The following is a 20,022-nucleotide window of genomic DNA, read 5'->3' on the forward strand; positions in this document are numbered from 1 at the left end:
GGGTCAATCCTTTTGACTGAGGCGGCGGTCTGGCAATTGCGACTCCATCGGGCCGCCCAACACTTTCAGGTATTCCAGCAGCGCCCAGCGTTCCTCCGGTTGCAGCAGACGACCAATGACGCCGTTACCGCGTTCACCTGCGCGGAACTCGTGACCGCTGTTGTGATTACCGGTAATGCGCGTGTCGAACACAAAACCGTTGGTGAAGGCTTCGGTGCGATAGCCCAAGTGTTTAGGGTCATATTCGAAGGTGCCTTTGTAGAACGTGGTCGGGCGTTCACTTTGTGGCGAGAGCAATTGATAAAGGCTCGGTACCGAACCGTTGTGCAGAAACGGCGGCGTGGCCCAGACGCCCGCCAAAGGTCGGGCCTTGTAGCTACGCAACTCCTGAACGCCGATCGGCAGGCCGAATCCGTCCAGGTTCGGGCGCTCTGCGGGTGTCACTTTGGCTTCGCGGTAGGCCTGGTTGCCCACGAAAGCAGTGACGTAAGCCAGTCCCTTGGCCACGGACAATTGGCTCATATCCAAGGGTTCTGTGGGTTTGGGATGCAGTTGTACGTCCAGTTGCGCAAGCTCCGCCGGATCCCACTGTAAAGCCGTCAGATCGAAGCGATGATCGGCAATGTTGTTGGCGGCGCCGGGGTCTGTGCCAATGATCTCCACAGGCAGCAATTTCAGATGTTGCACCGGTCTGCCGTCGCTTTGGGTGACGCGGGGGACATGACACCCGGCGCAATTTTCAGCGAACAGTTCGCGGCCTTTTGCGGCCAGGGGCTTGTCGATGTTGCCCAACAGGGCTTCCGGCCAGGCAGGCGGTTTGAGTCGTTGCAGGGTTTTTTCGATCCGATGCAGATCGCGCACCCGGACGCTGGACGGGTAGCGGTCGTCGCCCTTGAGCGGCTGCCCGCTGCTGTCGAAGAAATTCAGCGTGGCGCCCACACCCAAGGCCTCTCCGATATTACGGGCCATCGGTTGCTGCGCCGAACCGTTCCACTGCACCCAGTCGAAGGTCCACATATCCCACAGTTGCGGGTAGTCCACCGGAGCGTTGGCCACACGGTAGTTGGCGGGTGAGATCGCGTCGCCGAAGCTGGCGTTGGCAATGCGCCCGAAAGCATCGGTGCGGCCAGGACCTTCTTCGGTGGGGTAAAGGCCTCGATGGGTGTCGTTCCAGGCCACCTTCAAGAAGGTATCGAGGGATCCTTTGAACTCCCGACGCAGCTGTTGGTGCCGTGCATCGTAGTCCTGACCCAAAACATTGCGGGCGAAACGTTCGAATTTCCAGGGGTTGTAGTAAGTCGAGGCGAGACTGGCCACTAGTGCCTGGCCGAAACTGCCGCCACGCAGGGTAGGGACGCTGGAGGGCAACACATGCTGGGCCGAGCCGCCGTCGATGCGCACAGTCTGGCCATTGAAGCGTAATTCGCCGGTGTGGCAGGCGGCGCACGTGATGTCCAGAAACTCGTCCTGGCTGCCGGGGTTTTGATGACGGGCAAAACCGACGGGCAAGTTACCAGGATTGTTCGGTGTGGCTTTCTGGCTCGGGTCGACCAGAAAACCAAAGCGTGCAAGGTATTCAGGAGCGGCGAATCGTTTTTGCGAAAAGGGCAATTCAAGGGCACTGAACCAGTCATAGCGCAAGCCTTTGACCTGGGTACCCTGAGGGGTGAAGTAGTAAGCCTGTCGGTCGTCGGCGCTCCATTGCTCCAGGTAATTTACCTGTTGCGCCGGTGACCAGGCCGGCAATTTCGGGTTGGCGACGTAATACAGCACTACGGCGAGGCCCAGCCCCAGCAATACTGCGATCAGGATCAGCAAGCGGAATATGAGGCGCACGATAAACGTCCTTGTCAGTTTGTAACTCTCTTATGCCTCAGCTCACGAAGTGCGGCAAGAGGCCATTACGCCAGAGTCTGTGGGAACCGGCCCTCAAGTCCGTAAGAGCCAAATGACAGAAGCTTCATCCTTCTATAGCCAAAATGCGTTTAAACACCTGAACTTATCAGACGTTTCCTGCTCTCATGCCGGTAGCCATTGGTCGTGGCGGCCTGATAAGCTCGCGGCTTTACTCGATTGCCCTTTAGGCGCATGAACAAGGAAATAGCATGAAACAGCATCGGTTGGCGGCGGCGGTGGCCCTGGTTGGCCTGGTACTTGCGGGTTGTGATTCGCAGACCAGCGTAGAGCTGAAAACCCCGGCGCAAAAAGCTTCCTACGGTATCGGCCTGAACATGGGCAAAAGCCTGGCTCAGGAAGGCATGGATGATCTGGATTCCAAAGCGGTAGCCCAGGGCATCGAAGATGCCGTCGGCAAGAAAGAACAGAAGCTGAAAGATGAAGAGCTGGTTGAAGCCTTCGCTGCATTGCAAAAGCGTGCTGAAGAGCGTTTGGCCAAGATGAGCGAAGAGTCGGCAGCCGCTGGCAAGAAATTCCTCGAAGAGAACGGCAAGAAAGCGGGTGTCACCACCACGGCTTCCGGCCTGCAATACGAAGTGGTCAAGAAAGCCGACGGCGCTCAGCCTAAGCCGACCGACGTAGTGACTGTTCACTACACCGGTAAATTGACCAATGGCACCGTTTTCGACAGTTCCGTCGAGCGCGGCAGCCCGATCGATCTGCCGGTCAGCGGTGTGATTCCGGGTTGGGTCGAAGGCCTGCAGCTGATGCACGTTGGCGAGAAGTACAAGCTGTACATCCCTAGTGAACTGGCTTACGGCGCCCAAAGCCCAAGCCCGGCGATTCCAGCCAACTCGGTACTGGTATTCGACCTGGAGCTGCTGGCCATCAAGGATCCAGCAAAACAAGACGCCCCCAAATAATTCGCGTCTGCTTTAAAAACAACGCCTCGCTTATGCGGGGCGTTGTTGCATCTGGCGTTCAGTGGAGGTAAACAAAGCGAACGGATGCGGTACGCTGAAGTCATAGCCAGTGAGGGCGCTCGAGCTAGACGGGCCAGAACGCCAAGTCAATGAAATCTTGGGTTTTTTTATGTGAGTAAAAAACGCCCGATCTGAGTCAGGCCCTTATGAAACGGGGCTTTCAGCGGTGAAATGCAGCTCTGTTCACAAGGTTATCCACAATTTGTGTGGATAACATTTCAGTGGGAGTAATAAATGAAAACGCCCTGGAATTTTGCTCGTTTCCTGCCTCTGGCTGGACGCCTGCTCGCCCGTGGTCGTTTACCGACCCTGCTGTTCGCGGTTGCCAGCAAAGGCGCGAGCCAGGGCAATCGTCTGGGTAAACTCAAAGATGATCTGCGTTTGTTACAGGCACTCTGCCTGGCCTACTGGCGTGGTGAGTACCGGGCCATCAGCCCCAAAGCACTGGTCTCGGTGGTGGCCGGCTTGATGTATTTCCTGAGCCCGGTGGATGCAATCCCGGATTTCATCCCGGTATTCGGCATGCTCGACGACATTGCCGTACTGGCCTGGTTGATGAAAGTTCTCGATGACGAGCTCAACGCCTTCCGCGCTTGGCGCAAGCGTCAGCTGCCGGAGAAGCTCGCGGTAGTCGAACGCTTGCCTGATACCCCCGAACAACTGCAGCTTCAGGGGCCGAAAAAAAACTGAGCCAATTCAAAATCCTCCAGATATTCATACCCCCCCGCGACCTTGGCCGCTGTTAGGATTACACTTCTAAGGAAAAGCGCCGACTCGCTAAGTGTCGTTGTCCTACGGGGTAGTCATGGATATTCAGATAATTACACGCGAAGGCGAGCCCGAATATGCGGTTCTGCCATGGGCTCAGTATCAGGCTCTACTGAAAGCAGCAGGCATCAAGCAACAATCACCGCGTGACGCCACAGCGCCTCCCGCGGTGGCACCAGACCAGATTCTTCCGGGTCTGGATCAACTACGCAATTTGCGCGAAGGGAAGGGCATCGCCATTGAGGCGCTGGCCCGCACGGTAGGCATCAGCCCGTCATATCTCGCCTTGATCGAAAGCGGTGAGCGTCAACCCGACGCTGCTATTCGCCGCAGCCTCGCCTGGGAATTGACGGTGCCAGGATGGAGGGATGAATCGTGAGCGTACGCATCAGTCGTCAACATTGGGATGGATTGCTGGGGGAGCTGGATCAGGCGCGTCGTCAGCGCCATCTTTTGACTTATCGGGCGTTGCTGGAGCGTTTACAGCTACCCACGCCGGCCATGCAAACCTTGACCGCAGCCCTTGAGCACCTGGCCGCACTGGATGCCAGAGCCGAGCAGCCGTTGCGCAGCTCGTTGGTGATCAGCCAGGGGGCCAGCCGCTTGCCGCGCACCGGCTTCTTTGAATGTGTCGAGCGACTCGGGCGCTTTTCCGGCCCGTCCGATGGCGTGGCTGCCGCGTCCTGGCATGCCTCGGAAGTGGTGCGGGTGTTCGAATACGAGTACCCCGAATCGGCAGAAGCCTGAGTGTTTTTACGACTCAAGGCGCGGGCCAGTTACTGGTTGGCCCGCCGGTTGTTCCACTGGTCGTGGTTTGTGCGTCAGCCGCGAGGCTGGAGCTGGCTCGAGGGCCAGTTTGCGCGTATGGCGAACCTGGGTGATGTCGGCGCCCAGAGCTTCTACGGCCACATTCTGACCTTTCGCGGCGTCGGTCTTGGGGCACGCGAGGAGGGCGTTCGATTGCTGCGTCTGGCCGCGTTGGCGGGGGATGCGAAAGCGGCGTATCAGGTTGGGGTGATCAGCCTTGCGGGAACGCCGAGCAAGGCACCGGACCCGGTGGAAGCGGCTCGCTGGTGGGAAATGGCGGCGAAGGCCGGGCATCCGCTGGCTGAACTCAAGTTGAAAGAGTTGGCGTCTCGTGGTTCTGCGGATTAAGCAATTAAGTGTCTGACAAATTAACGTGGCGTGAGGGAAACCTCCCGCCACGTTTGCGTTTCTGGTTGCTTGTTGATTAATGGGGTGATCATTAGCGAATCACCCTACATCAACATCATCCTTTCCCGACTTCTTTCCTGATTGATCCCCCGCAAAGTCTCGCGCGTTTATTACCGTGTAGATCCATCGGAGATTTCCTTCAAGTTGTAGCGGTTTTCATGAACTGGTGCGCGATGCGCTCCATCGATAGTCTTGGGGTTGTCACTGCAAATTCAGTGACAGGGTGTGGAAGCCCTTCTATCGTTAGGCGCATCAAGCGCCACCAGTTCGGCGTTTTTTATCGTCTGTGTTTTATGGTGGCTGTGCGCGGGGCGCTTTCGAGTGCGCCAGGTGCCTAACGTCCTGGTCTTCCACACCTGCGTACAGCCGCCACCTATTGCGTGGAAGTGATTTCTGGCGGCTCCAATCCATACGTTAGGAATCAAACAATGACAGCAATTACCCCTGATCCACCCTACGAAAAACCAATTCCCCACCCCAAAAACCGCTTCATGGCACTCACCAGCAACTGCAACGACATGCCCACGCTGTTCGTCGATACCCATGCGCCGCTCGATGTTTTGTATGAGGCTGCCAGCTATCGAATTCGTGCCGTCACCCAGGTGCTTGAGAACCTGTCCATGCGCGGCTCAGTCGAATGTGATTCGACGATTCTCAGCGACTTTGCCTTGCTCTGCGCCATTCCACTGCGCGATGGCTGTGATGTGCTGGATGTGATTGGGCGGCGGTTGCGGGCGCGGTCTTCGGACTAGAGCCGAGTGGTTTTTTGTGGCGAGGGGGCTTGCCCCCGTTGGGCTGCGGAGCGGCCCCAAAACCTGCATTCCGGATTTTTCAGGTACACCGCGGGGCTTGGTTTGGCGACTGCTGCGCAGTCGAACGGGGGCAAGCCCCCTCGCCACAGAGTTTTGTGGTGGTCTCAGGTTTCTGGGGCTGCTGCGCAGCCCAGCGGGAGCAAGCTCCCTCGCCACATAAGAACAAGATCAAAAGATCGCAGCCTTCGGCAGCTCCTACGGGATGTATGGCAAATCACCGATGCCCGGCAACCAACGTTTCCTCGGCTACTGGCACCGCCAGGCTATCAATCACATGCACGCTATACCCCGGCACATTCTTCGCGTGATGCTTGGCCTGCGAGGCCATCTCTGCCAACTGGCTCGCATCGAGTTGTCCGCAGGCCTGTGGATGCAAATGCACTACGCCGATGGACAGGGACAGCAGCGCAAACTCCTGCCGTATGCCTTGGCGATTCGGCGCGATGAAGCAGCCGGCTTCCAGGTGTTCGCTGCGGTAAAAGCGTCGGCATTGGCTGTGGAAGTCGTCCAGCAATTGGTGCAGGCGTTTGCGCCAGTCTTCCGGGCCGAGCACCAGCAGGAAGTCGTCGCCGCCGATATGGCCAACGAAATCGCGAGATGGGTCGATGCGGTCGTTCAGGCATTGCGCCAGGCACAGTAGGACTTCATCGCCGCGACCGTAGCCGTAGATGTCGTTGAAGGGTTTGAAACTGTCGATGTCCACGTAGCAGATCACCGATTCCCGTTCCTGTTGCAGCAGCCGTATAAGGCATTGCTGGATCGGTACGTTACCCGGCAGCAGGGTCAGCGGGTTGGCGTAGCGGGCTTGCTGGATTTTCAGTTCGGTAATCAGCTTGAGCACGTCGATCACTCGGCCCAGCCCCAAATAGCTGCCGTTGAGGGTGATGATGAAGTCTTCTTCGATGCGCTGGCGGGCGCGGCTGGTGATCAAGCGGCTGACCTGTTGCAGCGACTGGCTCAATTCCACGGCGAGGAAGTCGTCGCTCATCAAGCGGCTAATGGGCTTGCGGGCAAACAGGTCAGTGGCAAAGGGCTTGAGCAAGGCGTCCGAGAGCGAATGGCGGTGGACGATGCCACAGGGCTGGCCCTGTTTGTCGAGCACCGCCAGGGAGTTCAGGTTGGCCTGGCGGCGGAAGGCTTCCAGCACGGTGGCGGTCGGGGTGTCGCTGGTCACCGCCGGCTGGTCGTTGAGCAGGGCGCTGAGGTCACTGACTTCCTCGTTCAGTATCGCGGCGATGCTGTTTGGTTTGGGCATCAAGGTTCGGGCATCGCGAGGCGGATGCTCCTGGGGCCGGCAGAGCAGATAACCTTGCAGCAGATCAACGCCCATTTCGGTCAGCACGGCCAGTTCTTCCGGCAATTCGATGCCTTCGGCGATTACTTTGGCCCGGGAAGCCTTGGCGATCTGCAGGATCGAGCCAACGAATTCACGCTTGAGCGCGTCCTGGTGAATGCCGTCGATAAAGTGCCGATCGATCTTGACGTAGTCCGGGCGCAATTCAGACCAGAGCCGCAAGCTCGAATAACCGGCACCCAGATCATCCAGTGCAATGGAAAAGCCCATTGCCCGATAGTGATGCAGGGCGTTTTGCAGCAACTGGAAATCGTCGGTCGGGGTCTGTTCGGTGAGTTCAATTACCACCTGGCTCGGTGGGATGCCGAAATCCTGCAACAGTTGCAAAGTGCGTCCGGGTTGGTGGGCGGCTTCAAGCAGGGATTCCGGGGATACGTTGAGGAAGAGTTTGCCGGGCAGTTGCTGTTCATTGAAGCGTCGGCAAGCACTTTGACGGCAAGCGATTTCCAGTTCGCTGAGGCGACCGGCCTGGCGAGCTACCGCGAACAGGGCAACAGGGGAGTGCAGCGGACTGTTGGAGGGGCCGCGGCTGAGGGCTTCGTAGCCAACGATACGTCGTTCAGAGAGGGAAATGATCGGCTGGAACAGGCTGTGCAAACCGCTTTGAGTCAGTATCGAGCTCAAGGCACTCAGCTGTTCGGTTGTGGTCATGGCGTTCTCTGGCGATAAAAAAAGGACCGGGTGCAAGGTGCACCCAGTCCTTTATTTCACGACAGAATGATGTCTGTTTGATGACGCTCCGGGGAGCGTCAGCATTAAATTGCCATCATTCTGATTGTAACAACTTAGTGCTTGGCAACCGCGGTGTTGAGTTTCAAGTAATCCAGCAGAATCCGCCCCGTCTCGCTCAGATAAGCATCGTCTTCTGGCTTGGTCTTGTCCGGCTCACCCGCGAGGGCATCTTCGTCTTCTTTCTTCAGCTCTTTGAGCGGCTCTTCGCCCTTGGCCTTGCGACGGATGTTTTCCATGACAAGTTGCTTGGCTTCGATATCGGCATGTTGTGCACGACGCTCGGCTTCATTGAGGCTGACGGTTTTTTCGCTCATCAACTTCTGCGCCAGGGCCAGTTTGTCGCGGATGAACACGAACTCCGCGTCTTTGGCCGTGCGTACGTCATGCTCGGACTTGAGCTGCGTGATGTACGGTTTGAACGGGTCAAGCGCAGGCTTGATGGCCGCACGAATAGTGTCCCACGGCATGGCTTCCGGCAGGGCGCTTTCGCCGATTTCCTTGGTGTCGATGAGCGATGGGTAATCGATGTCCGGCAGCACGCCCTGATGCTGGGTGCTCTGGCCGGAAACCCGGTAGAACTTGGCCAGGGTCAGTTTCAGTTCGCCATGGTTCAGCGGCTGAATGGTCTGCACGGTGCCTTTGCCGAAGGTCTGGCCGCCGATGATTAGCGCGCGGTGGTAGTCCTGCATTGCGCCGGCGAAAATCTCCGAAGCCGAGGCGGACAAACGGTTGACCAGCAACACCATCGGGCCTTTGTAGAACGCGCCCGGGTTTTCATCTTCCAGCACATCGACCCGGCCGTCGGCGTTACGCACCAGTACGGTCGGACCTTTGTCGATGAACAGACTGGTCAGCTCGGTGGCTTCCTGCAAGGAACCGCCGCCGTTGTTGCGCAGGTCGATGACCACGCCGTCGACCTTGTCTTTCTGCAGCTCGGTCAGCAGCTTCTTGACGTCGCGGGTGGTGCTCTTGTAGTCCGGATCACCGGCACGGAAGGCCTTGAAGTCCAGGTAGAAGGCCGGGATCTCGATGACGCCGAGTTTGTAGTCCTTGCCATCCTGCTTGAGGTTGAGGACCGACTTCTTCACTGCCTGATCTTCGAGCTTCACCGCTTCGCGGGTAATCGGCACGATTTTGGTGGTCTGGTCGTTCGGCGCGTTGCTGGCCGGAATCACTTCCAGGCGCACCACGGTGCCTTTGGGGCCACGAATCAGTTTGACCACTTCGTCCAGGCGCCAGCCGACCACGTCGACCATCTCTTTGTTGCCCTGGGCCACGCCGATGATCTTGTCGGCCGGTGCAACCTGCTTGGTCTTGTCGGCCGGGCCGGCAGGCACCAGGCGCACGACTTTCACTTGATCGTTATCGCTCTGCAACACGGCGCCGATGCCCTCCAGGGACAGGCTCATGTTGATGTCGAAGTTTTCCGCGTTATCCGGCGACAGATAGTTGGTGTGCGGGTCGTAGGACATGGCGAAGGTATTGATGTACGCCTGGAAGATGTCTTCCGCACGGGTCTGGTCCAGACGCGACAGCTGATTCTTGTAACGCTTGGTCAGGGTTTCCTGAATCTGCTTCGACTCTTTGCCGGAGATCTTCATCCGCAGCACTTCGTCCTTGACGCGTTTGCGCCACAGGTCGTCCAGCTCGGCGGTGGTCTTGAGCCAAGGGGCATCCTTGCGATCGACCAGCAAGGTTTCCTTGGCGGTGAAGTCGATCTTGTCGACGCCCTTGTTCAGCTCGGCAAGGGCAAAGTCCAGACGCGACTTGACGCGGTCCAGGTAGCGCTTGTAGATGGTGAACCCGGCGTTCAGGTCGCCGCTTTTGAGGAAGTCGTCAAACTGGGTTTTCCATTTGTCGAATTCGGCAATATCGCTGGCCATGAAATAGCTACGCGATGGATCCAGCAGCTTGATATAGCTGTCGTAGATGATCACGGAGCGTGCATCGTCGAGCGGTGGTTTGCTGTAATGGTGACGCTTGAGCAATTCGACGACGTTCAGACTGGCGATTACTTCGTCACGATCGGGCTGAAGCTTGTCCCAGCTGTTGGCTGCGAACGAATTGCTCGACATCGGCAAAAGACCGAGACCAATGACAAGAGCGAGGGCGGTGCTGGGGAGCAGATGCTTCATGCTGATTCGACGCGGGGACAATTGATAACGCATATTAGGCCGTCTTTGAAGTCGCCGGATCCACAAGGACCGGTCGCATAATGCAAAAAGCCCGGCGCTACAGCTTCGGGCTCAGTCCAGACTCACTATGGAGGCACTGTGAAAGCATTGCAAGGCGTTGAGGGGCGAGTGGAGTGGGTTGAAGAGCCGAGTCCTACGTGCGATGTAGGACAAGTTCGCATCCGAGTGGCGGCAGCAGGACTCAATCGCGCTGATTTGTTACAGAAAGCAGGACTTTATCCGCCACCGCCGGGGGCCAGTCAAGTACTGGGTCTTGAGTGTTCCGGGGTGATCAGCGAGGTCGGCCCGGGCTCGTCCTGGCAGGTCGGCGATCGGGTTTGCGCCTTGCTGGCCGGGGGTGGGATGGCCGAAGAGGTAGTTGTCGACGGACGGCATGTGTTGCCGGTTCCCGAAGGTTTGTCCCTGGCCGAGGCCGCGGCATTGCCGGAAGTGTATGCGACTGTTTGGCTGAATTTGTTTCAACTGGCTGCGCTCAAACCGGGTGAGAAAGTTCTCCTGCACGCCGGCGCCAGTGGAATCGGTTCAGCTGCCATTCAGCTGTGCAAGGCGTTTGGTAACCCGTGCTGGGTCAGCGTCGGTTCCGCCGAGCGTCTGGCTTACTGTGAAGCGTTGGGCGCACAGGGTGGCGTCGTGCGCAATGGCGATCTGGATAGCTTGAATGATCTTGCCCCGTTCGACGTGATCCTCGACCCGGTGGGTGGCAACTATGCGGCGTTGAACCTCAAGCTGCTGGCTCGCGATGGTCGTTGGGTGCTGATCGGATTGATGGGCGGTCGCGAGGCGCAGCTGGATCTGGCGCAGGTACTGGCCAAACGTGTGCAACTGCTGGGTTCAACCTTGCGCAACCGCGATGAGCAGTTCAAGGCCGATTTGTTCAGCGATCTCGGCCAGCATGTCTGGCCGCTGTTTGCCGAAGGGCGTTTGAGCCCGCAACTGGCCAGGACATTTGCAATCAAGGATGCCGAAGCGGCATTTGCGGAACTGGCGACGAATAAGGTTTCCGGCAAACTGGTGTTGGTGATCGACGAAAGCCTGGTTTAGGGGTGATCGTTCCCACGCTCCGCGTGGGAACGCCTCAATGGACGCTCTGCGTCCGCTTCTGGGACGCGGAGCATCCCGGGCTGCATTCCCACGCAGAGCGTGGGAACGAGCAGTAGGGCGGGGTTACTTCCAGATATGGATTGGCCAGCCGGCCTTTTCGGCGTGTTCGAGCAGCACCGGATCCGGATTCACCACATGCGGAAAGTCCACCTTCAGCAGCAGCGGCAAGTCATTGCGCGAATCTGAATAGAAACTCGCGCCTTCCAGGTTTTCCTCTTCGGCATCGAGCCATTCCAGCAACCGGGTGATCTTGCCTTCGCGGTAGGTCAGGGTACCAACGGTTTGGCCGCTATAAACCCCATGGGCCACTTCCAGCTCGATGCCGAGAATCTCGTCGATGCCCAAACGGTCGGCAATCGGCTTGACCAAATGCGTGCCCGAGGCCGAGATCACCAGGATCCGGTCGCCGGCCTTGCGGTGGGCGGCGATGGCTTTGGTGGCGTCGCTGAAGATGATCGGCTCGATGAAGTCTTCCACCCAAGGCCCGACCAGATGGTCGACTTCTTCCGGTGTGCGCCCGATCATCGGCTCAAGGCTGAAGGTCATGTACTCCTCCATGCGCAACTTGCCGTGGCTGTAAGCGTCCATCAGTTCGTTGTTCTGACGCATGAACGACTCGGGATCGACCCAGCCCTGGCGACCCATTTGCTCGCTCCAAAGGGTGGCGCAGTCGCCGTGGATCAGGGTTTCGTCCAGATCAAAAATTGCCAGGGCCATCAGTGCAGTTCTCTCTTCAACATCAGCAAGGTCATCAGGCTACCTCACACAGGGCCGTCGGATCGATGGAAAGTGCCAGGCGCTGACCATCGGGATGCAGGTCGGCCGCCGAACGGTTCAGCACATCCACCACCAATTCCACGCCCCGGGCTTCGACCCGATAGCGAATCACGTTGCCCAACAGGCTGTGGCTGCGTATTTGCGCGTCGAGTTCGCCGTTGAGGCTTAGCTCGATGGCTTCCGGGCGAATCGCGAGGCGATGGGTGATCGGTCGTTGCAACAGCTTACTGGCGCTGTCGGCGTCCAGCAGGTTGTAGTTGCCGATGAAGCCTGCGGCAAATACATCGACTGGCGCGGTGTAGAGGGTTTCGGCATCGCCGCTTTGTACGATCTTTCCCTGATTCATCAGGAAGATTCGGTCAGACATGGTCAGGGCTTCTTCCTGATCGTGAGTGACGAAGATCGTGGTCAGACCCAGTTCGCGCTGGATCTGACGGATCTGTTCGCGCAGGTGCTTGCGAATCCGCGCGTCTAGTGCCGACAGCGGCTCATCCAGCAACAGCAACCGAGGCCGGGTCACCAGCGAGCGGGCCAGGGCGACACGCTGACACTGGCCGCCGGACAATTGATGCGGGTAACGGGCGGCGAAGTCGTTGAGCTCCACCAGTGCCAGCACTTCGGCGACGCGCTTGTGGCTGTCGTCCGCGTTGACCTTCTGCATGCGCAAACCGAAGGCGACGTTCTGCTCCACGGTCATGTTCGGGAACAGCGCATAACTCTGGAACACCATGCCGATCCCGCGTTTTTGCGGGCTCAGTGGGACGAGGTCCTGACCTTCCAGCAGGATCTTGCCGCCGTCCACCGAGGTCAGGCCGGCGATGCAACGCAGCAGGGTGGACTTGCCGCAACCGGACGGGCCGAGAAGCGTGACGAATTCGCCTTTCTTGATTTCGCAGTTGATGTCGCTGAATACCGTGGTTCCAGAGTAATTTTTCTGAAGGTGTTGGACGCTGACATAGCTCATTCGCTTTTGTCCTTGTTCAAGATATTGGCCGCCCAGGTCAGAACCAGCACAAAGAAGAAGTAGGAGATCACCAGCGCACTGGTGAAGTGGCCGCTGCTGTTACGCATGTTATTGAGGTAGACCTGCAGGGTTTCATAACGGGTGCCGACGAGGATGTTGGCGAACACGAACTCACCGAACAGGAACGAGAACGACAGCAGCAACGCCACCATCAAACCCTTGCGCAGGTTCGGCAGCACCACCAGGAATGCCGCTTGCCAAGTGCTGGCACCAAGCAGTTGCGCGGAGTCCATCAGGTCGCGCAGGTTGATCGCTTGCAGGTTGTTGGTGATCGCTCGGTACATGAACGGCAGCGCCACGGTGAAGTAGCAACCGATCAAAATCCAAGGCGTGCCGACCATCGCGAACGGCCCCGAGCCATAGAGTTGCAACAACCCCACCGACGACACCACCGGCGGCACCGCGAAGGGCAGCAGGATCAGGATATTCATCAAAGCGTCGAGTTTCGGGAAGTGGTAATGCACCACGAACAGCAGCGGCAGAATCAGCACCACCGACAGAATCAGCGAGCCGACGCAGACCAGCAAGGACTGACCGAACGCGTCGAGAAAGCGCGGATCGCTCCAAAGCTGGAGGTACCACTTGAAGGTAAAACCGCTGGGCATGATCGTCGCGGACCAACTGCTGGAGATCGAGTAGATCAATGTTCCAAGCAGCGGCAGCAGCAGAATGGCAAACAACAAATACACCACCACCCGGTGGTAGATACCGACGGGGCCCAGTTCAGCGCGAGACATGGTAGCTCCTCTTCAACAGCAGCTGATGCACGATAGTCACCAGGGTCATCAACGCCACCAGCACCACGGCCAAGGCGCTGGCCAGGTTCGGGTCCAGGGAAATGTCGCCGGAGACCATTGCCGCGATGCGGATCGGCAACACGTTGAAGTTGCCGGTGGTCAGGGCGTAGACCGTGGCATACGCGCCGAGGGCGTTGGCCAGCAGGATTACGAATGTGCCCAGCAGCGCCGGGGTCAGTACCGGTAAACCGATGTGTCGCCAGAATTGCCAGCCGTTGGCACCGAGCAACGCGGCGGACTCACGCCAGTCTTCGCGCAAGGCGTCGAAAGCCGGGTAGAGCAGCAGCACGCCCAGGGGAATCTGGAAGTAGGTGTAGAGAATGATCAGACCGGTTTTCGAGTACAGGTTGAAGTCCTGAATGATCCCGGCCTGTTTGAGCATGATGGTGATGCTGCCGTTGAACCCCAGCAAAATGATGAACGCGAAGGCCAGGGGCACGCCGGCGAAGTTGCTGGTCATGTTGGCGAAGGCGTTGACGAAGTTGCGCAGTTTCGAGTCGACCCGGCGCAAGGAGTAGGCGCCGAGTACGGCGATGATGATGCCGAACACGCTGGACCAGAAACTGATCTCGAGGCTGTACTGGATCGCCTGCAGATAGAACCTCGAGTTGAAGATTTTGCTGAAGTTGGCCAGGCCCCAGCCGAACTCTTCCGATTGCAGGCTGTTGATCATTACCCAGAGCAGCGGGGCGATCTGGAACACGAAGAAGAAAATCGCGAAGGGCACCAGGCACAAAGCGGCCAGCCATTTACCGCGGGTCATGGCGTTCACTTGAGCAGCTCCCGGCACACAGGTTTGTCGTGGGGCACGCCCAGCAGTTCGCAGACGGTGCCGCAGATTTCGGTCTGTTTTGGCGCGGCGTTTTGGTTGAAGCTGAAGGCATCGCCGAGGACGAACAACGGCACTTCGCGTTCTTCGGGCAACAGGCCGTTGTGCGAGCGGTCGTTGTTCATGCCGTGGTCAGCCGTCACCAGCACCTGGTAACCGGCGTCGAGCCAGCCTTGCAGGTAATCGGCGAGGATGATGTCGGCTGAGCGAGCGCTGTTGCGGTACTGCGAGGTGTCGAGGCCGTGCTTGTGCCCGGCGTCGTCGATGTTCATGGGGTGGACCAATAAAAAGTTCGGCGCGTGGCGCAGACGCAGGTGTTCCGCGTCGGCGAACAGGTGCGAGTCGGGGTAGTGGTCGTTCCAGTAGAAGTGACCGTGCTGGATCGGCAGTTTGGGGTCATCGGTATGACGATCCCGGGCGGCTACGAACGGCGAACGGTTATACAGCTCGCTGACCCAGTGATAGGCCGCGGCTGCGGTTTTCAGGCCGGCGTCGGTGGCGTAATGGTAGATGCTGCGCTGGTTGGACAGGCGCGAGACGTTGTTGTGAACGATGCCGCTGTCGATCGGCGAAACGCCGGTCAGGATGCATTCGTAAAGGGGGCGGGACAGGGCCGGCAGTTCGCACTCCAGCTTGTAGAGTGCCGCGCGTCCTGCGCCAACGTAAGCCTGCAGATGCCCCATGGCGTGGCGCGCGACTTCGTAATTGAGGCCGTCGAGCACGACAAGGATGACGTTGTGCTTCATAGGGGCTGGGACTCCGCAAAAACAGATGATTCAAGTACGCAACCAATCCCCTGTGGGAGCGGGCTTGTGTGGCGAGGGGGCTTGCCCCCGTTGGGCCGCGCAGCGGACCCAGTATCTGCGAGCGCTGCGCACTCGAACGGGGGCAAGCCCCCTCGCCACAAGCTCGCTCCCACATTGGAGCTTCATCAGATCCCCGAATGGGGGTCTACCGTGTTACGGCATATTGATAATGACTTCTTCCTGCCACTTCTGCGGCAGCGCCTTGGAGGTCTTTTCCCATGCGTCCGCGTCTTTGATCGGCGTAACCTTTTTGTACTGCTCGTTCGGCAGCAGCTTGGCCTTGACCTCTTCCGGCAGCTTCAGGTGCTCGGCACGGATCGGACGGGCGTTGCCTTTCGCCAGGTTGATTTGGCCGGCATCGCTGAAGATGTATTCGCGGGTCAGCTTGGCGGCATTCGGGTTCTTCGCGTATTTGTTGATGATGGTGGTGTAGCCGGAAATCACCGAGCCGTCGGATGGAATCAGCACGATGTAGTCATCCGGATTCGCCATCTTGGCCTTGTAGCTCAGGCCGTTGAAGTCCCAGACCACGCCGACTTCGATTTCACCCTTTTCCATGGTGGCGATCGTCGGGTTGGCCATGGACAGGCGACCTTGCTTGGCGATGTCAGCGAACAGCAACAGGGCTGGCTGAATGTTTTTCTCGTCACCGCCGTTGGCGAGGGCGGCGGCCAGTACACCGTTGGCCGCTTGTGCCGCGGTGCTCACGTCACCGATAGAGACTTTGTACTTGCCGGTCTTGAGGTCCGCCCATTTGGTTGGTGCTTCAGAACCGTGCAGCAGTTTTTTGTTGACGATGAATGCAATGGTGCCGGTGTAGGCCAGCGCCCAGTTACCGTCCTTGTCCTTGGCCCAGTCGGGAATCTGTTCCCAGGTAGTTGGCTTATAAGGTTGCACCACGCCCTGCTTGACCGAGATCGGGCCGAAGGCGGCACCGACGTCGCCGATGTCGGCTGTGGCGTTATCTTTTTCGGCGGCGAACTTGGCGATTTCCTGAGCCGAGCTCATGTCGGTGTCGATGTGTTTCAGGCCATATTTCTTGGCCAGGTCTTCCCAGGTGCCTTTCCAGTTGGCCCAGTCATCGGGCATGCCGACGCTGTTGACTGCGCCTTCCGCTTTCGCAGCGGCTTCCAGGGTTTTCAGATCATCCGCCGCCATGGCGGAGGTGCACAGGGCAATGGTCGAGCCTAACAGTGATGCCAGGAAAAACTGTTTCATCCGAAGCTCCTTTGGGCGTTTTCAACGCTGCGATTGCGGTTGTGTTGGTCTAGGTCAGCAATACCTGAGCCAATTTAGGCGGGTTGGATGACATTTTGATGTCGACGACCGGTCGGCCTGAATTTTCTGCGCTCGGATACGCGGGGTGCGAGATAAGCGTAGACCATGGCTAAGGAGCTGATATGAAAGGGACTTGGCCATAAAATTGCAGGTGTCTGGCGCAACCGTTCGGCGGCTTTGTCATCTGTCAGTCATATGCAGTGCCTAGGCTTGCAGGCAGTTGAAGGAACCGATTTGAATCACGGTTCTGCCCTGAATCAGTGCTGGTCTAGTCCAGATAGGTAACGTTGATGCGCATCGAGACCACCAAAGCGGTGACAGCCATCGGGCAGGTTCTGCAAGAACAGCTTGACCACGGTCTGTTGGCGCCCGGGAGCAAGTTGCCGGCAGAGCGCAAGCTCAGTGAGTTGTTCGGTACCACGCGGATCACCGTGCGTGAGGCTTTATTGCAGCTGGAGGCCCAGGGCCAGATTTATCGCGAGGAGCGGCGCGGCTGGTTTGTGTCGCCACCAAGGCTGGCTTACAACCTGATGCAGCGCAGCCACTTTCACGCGATGGTCAGTGCGCAGGGGCGAGTGCCGTCCACCGAGGTAATTTCGGCCCGTTTGCAACCGGCATCAGCGGCGGTGTGTGCCTGGTTGCAGTTGCCGGCGCTGTCGAGCGTGATTCAGATTTGCCGCTCGCGACGGATTGACGGGCGATTGGTGTTGTATGTGGAGCACTACCTGAACCCGCAGTTTTTCCCCGGGATTCTGGACTTCGACCTGAATCAGTCGATGACCGAACTGTATGCCCGGCATTACGACTTGCACTACGGGCGGGTGCGTTTCGAGATTGTGCCGACGGCATTGTCGGTGGATGCGGCAGCGGCTTTACGGGTGTCGGTGGGCAGCCCGGGGTTGCGGATTGCCCGGGTCAATTACGATCAGCACGAGCGGTTGATCGATTGCGACCTCGAATTTTGGCGCCATGATGCGATTCATGTCGGGGTGGATGTGGTCTGATTTTCTGGATCTTCGGTAGGAACACCGCCTGGAAATTTGTTCGAAAATAATGCCTGCCTATATATATGTACCGCATCTGAAACTTCTGATCCTCATAGACTTACCTTTAGCAGGAAGGCATATGGAGTGTATTCATATTAAATGCTAACTCCTGCTTGTCCTGCTATCACGACGCAAGTCTATAGAGGAGAAATTCTATGTCAGGGAATGGAATAACACTTCCGGTTTCGGTTGTGCGTCCCAATAAACAAGATGAGTATTTGCATTACTTGGGGATGGGAGATGGCTCAGGGCCTGGAATCGATTTTGCGCCGCTGGGTGAGATTCTGGATATGGAGAATGCCTATAAAGAATTCTCCAATAATCTTGCGCATACCCTTGAGGTAGAACTTGCGCAAGTCAGAGCCGCAGGAGATACAAGCGTTTTGCCTCCCCTGCAGGCCTTTGTACGTGAATTGGGTGTCAGGGATCATTTACTCGCCAGAAAAGCCAGTGCACTGCCATCAGCCAAGAGTACGGCCAGTCAAAGGTTCGGTCAGACGCAGGTCGATACATTTCTGATGCGGGGACGGTTGCCCCAGATAAACCGTCGGGCTGGGACCAGCGGCGTTTCTGTCCGTGAGGCTTACGCCGCATTGTTCAATGCCAAGTTGCTGGCTGAGGGCATCGCGCTGTTAAACGCCCAATCCGTTAACGTGAAGGGCGTTATTGCTACGTTACAGGCTCAGGAGGCCAGTCGGGTCGCACAGGAGCAGGCACGACTCGCAGCGGAGCATGCTCGGCAAGTCGCTCAAGAGCAGGCTCGTATTGCGCAGGAGCAAGCCCGTAGAGTGGCAGAAGAATTAGCACGTATCGCCGCGGAAAATGAAGTCAGGCGACTGGCAGAAGAGCGAGCGCGTATTGCGGCCCAGGCACATGCGAAGGAAATGGCTGAAGCGTTGGCTCGGCTTGAGGCAGAAAACTTGGCGCGTCAAAGGGCTGAAGAACAGGCCCGGATCGAGGCGGCCGAGCAAGCACAACGCTTAGTGGATGACGAGCTTCGACGCCTGGAGCTCGCCGGAGCCGCGAATACTTACCGGGTAGGCGCCGCCGCTCACGCTCAGCTCGGGTTCACGATGCCGAACGGGGTCATGGAGCTTGCCGAAGACGTGATAGTGGCATTGCGCGCCGCTATACGCGCCGCTATCGCTACGTTATCCAGTCTGGCCGCAGGAACGGCAACGGGTTTTATGGTCGGTGTTGGTGTACTGGTTTACTCACCTGAACTGGCCAATGGTGAATTGCCGAAAAGGTACATGTTCAGCTATCCCTTGTCGGACTTTATGTCCGGTCCTTTGCCTGATCTCGACGATCTAGCGAAGCAAGGCGGTTTGCTTGATGTGCCAGTGCGTTTCAGTTCCAGGGCAACAGAGGACGATCAATCGGAGTTACTCGTCGTTCCGGTCGATGGAGTAAGCCTCCCCGCCGGTGTGCCGGTAGTGGCGGCTGTTCACAACCCGCAGGAGAACGTCTATAGCGCCATCATCCCTGATGTACCCCCCAGGACGTTGGTATGGACACCACTGATTACTCCGGATAGCAGTTCGACTGCGCTACCCGTCCAGGAACCGAGTCCGCCGCGGTATGCAGGTGGCGTCATAATCCCCGCCGAAGGACGAATCGACAGTCATCCGGCTGTTGGTGAAGCCGGCTTCGATGATTACATTATTGTGTTTCCGGCGGATTCTGGCCTGCCCCCGCAATACATAATGTTCCGAGACCCCCGGGAGGATGCCGGGGTCGCCACGGGTGATGGAGAGCCGGTTGTCGGTAGATGGCTGGAAGCGGCTTCGCAAGGTGATGGCGCGCCTATTCCGTCGCAGATTGCAGAGCAGTTGAGAGGCAGGCAGTTCAGGAATTTCAGGGCGTTCAGGGAGGCCTTTTGGAAAGCGGTTCCCACTGATATGGAGTTGGCGAAGTCGTTTGATCAGGGTAGCTTGAATGAAATGAACAAAGGACGAGCCCCGTTTGTAAGAGTGGCTGATCGTGCTGGGAAAAGGGTGAAGTTTGAGTTACACCACAGCACTGCGCTAGCAAGCGGTGGGGCTTTATACGATAGCGACAACCTTCGTGTACTAACTCCAAAGGGGCATGTGGAAATCCATAGGGGGAATAAAAAATGATGAAACTCATTAGTGATATGTCTGAGGCGGAATTCTTAGGCTTCGTGCAGAAGATATATCAATCCGAGTATGCAACTGAGAAAGATCAAGTTGCAGCTGTTATGGAATTTGAAAGATTGAGCGAGCATCCCGCCGGATCTGATTTATTGTATTACCCAGATCCAGGTAAAAGTGGGCCGGAAGCAGTTGTTGCAGAAATAAAGAGTTGGCGCGCAGCTAACGGCAAATCCGGCTTCAAAGAATAACGTTCAGTGAATGATTCAGCTCCTGTCGATATGCTGATTTTCGA

General features: G+C 57.8%; 19 protein-coding genes. 10 read left to right on the forward strand and 9 right to left on the reverse strand.

Annotation, left to right across the window (positions count from 1 at the left end):
- Positions 1–3: 3 nt before the first annotated feature.
- Positions 4–1,836 (reverse strand): di-heme-cytochrome C peroxidase, encoded by a 1,833-nt coding sequence (locus ACQKPC_RS14170; protein ID WP_427625168.1) that lies wholly within the window; start codon positions 1,834–1,836, stop codon positions 4–6.
- A gap of 269 nt (positions 1,837–2,105) precedes the next feature.
- On the opposite strand from ACQKPC_RS14170, the gene ACQKPC_RS14175 reads away from it, so the two are divergent.
- The 6 genes from ACQKPC_RS14175 (at position 2,106) to ACQKPC_RS14200 (ending at position 5,614) form a co-directional block, all read left to right on the forward strand.
- Complete coding sequence (locus ACQKPC_RS14175; RefSeq protein ID WP_007898896.1) at positions 2,106–2,819, forward strand: FKBP-type peptidyl-prolyl cis-trans isomerase; 714 nt, start codon at positions 2,106–2,108, stop codon at positions 2,817–2,819.
- Between the two features lie 294 nt (positions 2,820–3,113).
- Positions 3,114–3,569 carry a YkvA family protein gene (locus ACQKPC_RS14180; RefSeq protein ID WP_007898895.1) on the forward strand — a complete coding sequence of 152 codons (456 nt, stop codon included), beginning with the start codon at positions 3,114–3,116 and terminating at the stop codon, positions 3,567–3,569.
- A gap of 115 nt (positions 3,570–3,684) precedes the next feature.
- On the forward strand, positions 3,685–4,026 hold the full coding sequence (locus ACQKPC_RS14185; protein WP_427625171.1) for a helix-turn-helix domain-containing protein: 342 nt from the start codon (positions 3,685–3,687) through the stop codon (positions 4,024–4,026).
- A complete protein-coding gene (locus ACQKPC_RS14190) occupies positions 4,023–4,394 on the forward strand; it encodes a hypothetical protein (RefSeq protein WP_007898892.1) in 372 nt (123 codons plus the stop codon). The genes ACQKPC_RS14185 and ACQKPC_RS14190 overlap by 4 nt, the downstream gene beginning before the upstream one ends.
- Complete coding sequence (locus ACQKPC_RS14195; protein ID WP_218394246.1) at positions 4,395–4,802, forward strand: SEL1-like repeat protein; 408 nt, start codon at positions 4,395–4,397, stop codon at positions 4,800–4,802.
- Between the two features lie 488 nt (positions 4,803–5,290).
- Complete coding sequence (locus tag ACQKPC_RS14200; RefSeq protein WP_427625172.1) at positions 5,291–5,614, forward strand: hypothetical protein; 324 nt, start codon at positions 5,291–5,293, stop codon at positions 5,612–5,614.
- Between the two features lie 274 nt (positions 5,615–5,888).
- Here the strand turns inward: ACQKPC_RS14200 and ACQKPC_RS14205 are convergent, their stop codons facing one another.
- Together ACQKPC_RS14205 and ACQKPC_RS14210 are read right to left on the reverse strand one after the other, a co-directional pair.
- Positions 5,889–7,679 carry a bifunctional diguanylate cyclase/phosphodiesterase gene (locus tag ACQKPC_RS14205; protein WP_427625174.1) on the reverse strand — a complete coding sequence of 597 codons (1,791 nt, stop codon included), beginning with the start codon at positions 7,677–7,679 and terminating at the stop codon, positions 5,889–5,891.
- A gap of 134 nt (positions 7,680–7,813) precedes the next feature.
- Positions 7,814–9,895, reverse strand: a complete 2,082-nt coding sequence (locus ACQKPC_RS14210; RefSeq protein WP_427625175.1) for a carboxy terminal-processing peptidase — start codon at positions 9,893–9,895, stop codon at positions 7,814–7,816.
- Between the two features lie 138 nt (positions 9,896–10,033).
- On the opposite strand from ACQKPC_RS14210, the gene ACQKPC_RS14215 reads away from it, so the two are divergent.
- Positions 10,034–10,996: a zinc-binding dehydrogenase gene (locus ACQKPC_RS14215; protein WP_427625177.1), complete on the forward strand. Its 963-nt coding sequence runs from the start codon at positions 10,034–10,036 to the stop codon at positions 10,994–10,996.
- 123 nt (positions 10,997–11,119) lie between these two features.
- Here ACQKPC_RS14215 and ACQKPC_RS14220 read toward each other — a convergent pair whose 3' ends face one another.
- The 6 genes from ACQKPC_RS14220 to ACQKPC_RS14245 form a co-directional block, all read right to left on the reverse strand.
- Positions 11,120–11,773, reverse strand: a complete 654-nt coding sequence (locus ACQKPC_RS14220) for an HAD family hydrolase (protein WP_427625179.1) — start codon at positions 11,771–11,773, stop codon at positions 11,120–11,122.
- Between the two features lie 34 nt (positions 11,774–11,807).
- Positions 11,808–12,797, reverse strand: coding sequence for an ABC transporter ATP-binding protein (locus ACQKPC_RS14225; RefSeq protein ID WP_007898867.1), 990 nt, complete (start codon positions 12,795–12,797; stop codon positions 11,808–11,810).
- Entirely contained in the window at positions 12,794–13,594 is an 801-nt protein-coding gene (locus tag ACQKPC_RS14230; RefSeq protein ID WP_008073685.1) for an ABC transporter permease, read from the reverse strand. The genes ACQKPC_RS14225 and ACQKPC_RS14230 overlap by 4 nt, the downstream gene beginning before the upstream one ends.
- The gene (locus tag ACQKPC_RS14235) at positions 13,581–14,417 is read right to left on the reverse strand and encodes an ABC transporter permease (protein ID WP_427625251.1); all 837 of its coding nucleotides are present in this window, start codon (positions 14,415–14,417) and stop codon (positions 13,581–13,583) included. Before ACQKPC_RS14235 ends, ACQKPC_RS14230 begins: the two co-directional genes overlap by 14 nt.
- Positions 14,418–14,422: 5 nt before the next feature.
- Entirely contained in the window at positions 14,423–15,229 is an 807-nt protein-coding gene (locus ACQKPC_RS14240) for an alkaline phosphatase family protein (protein WP_427625181.1), read from the reverse strand.
- A 213-nt stretch (positions 15,230–15,442) separates the two neighbouring features.
- Positions 15,443–16,507: an ABC transporter substrate-binding protein gene (locus ACQKPC_RS14245; protein WP_427625183.1), complete on the reverse strand. Its 1,065-nt coding sequence runs from the start codon at positions 16,505–16,507 to the stop codon at positions 15,443–15,445.
- 350 nt (positions 16,508–16,857) lie between these two features.
- Between ACQKPC_RS14245 and ACQKPC_RS14250 the strand changes: the two genes are divergently transcribed.
- From ACQKPC_RS14250 to ACQKPC_RS14260, 3 genes are all read left to right on the forward strand, one after another.
- Positions 16,858–17,571: a UTRA domain-containing protein gene (locus ACQKPC_RS14250; RefSeq protein WP_007898856.1), complete on the forward strand. Its 714-nt coding sequence runs from the start codon at positions 16,858–16,860 to the stop codon at positions 17,569–17,571.
- Between the two features lie 197 nt (positions 17,572–17,768).
- Positions 17,769–19,733 (forward strand): S-type pyocin domain-containing protein, encoded by a 1,965-nt coding sequence (locus ACQKPC_RS14255; RefSeq protein WP_427625185.1) that lies wholly within the window; start codon positions 17,769–17,771, stop codon positions 19,731–19,733.
- Entirely contained in the window at positions 19,730–19,978 is a 249-nt protein-coding gene (locus ACQKPC_RS14260; RefSeq protein ID WP_427625186.1) for a bacteriocin immunity protein, read from the forward strand. The genes ACQKPC_RS14255 and ACQKPC_RS14260 overlap by 4 nt, the downstream gene beginning before the upstream one ends.
- The last annotated feature ends 44 nt before the right edge of the window (positions 19,979–20,022 follow it).

Origin of the sequence: Pseudomonas sp. NPDC089918 (assembly GCF_050280605.1) — a bacterium.
Classification (GTDB): Bacteria; Pseudomonadota; Gammaproteobacteria; order Pseudomonadales; family Pseudomonadaceae; genus Aquipseudomonas.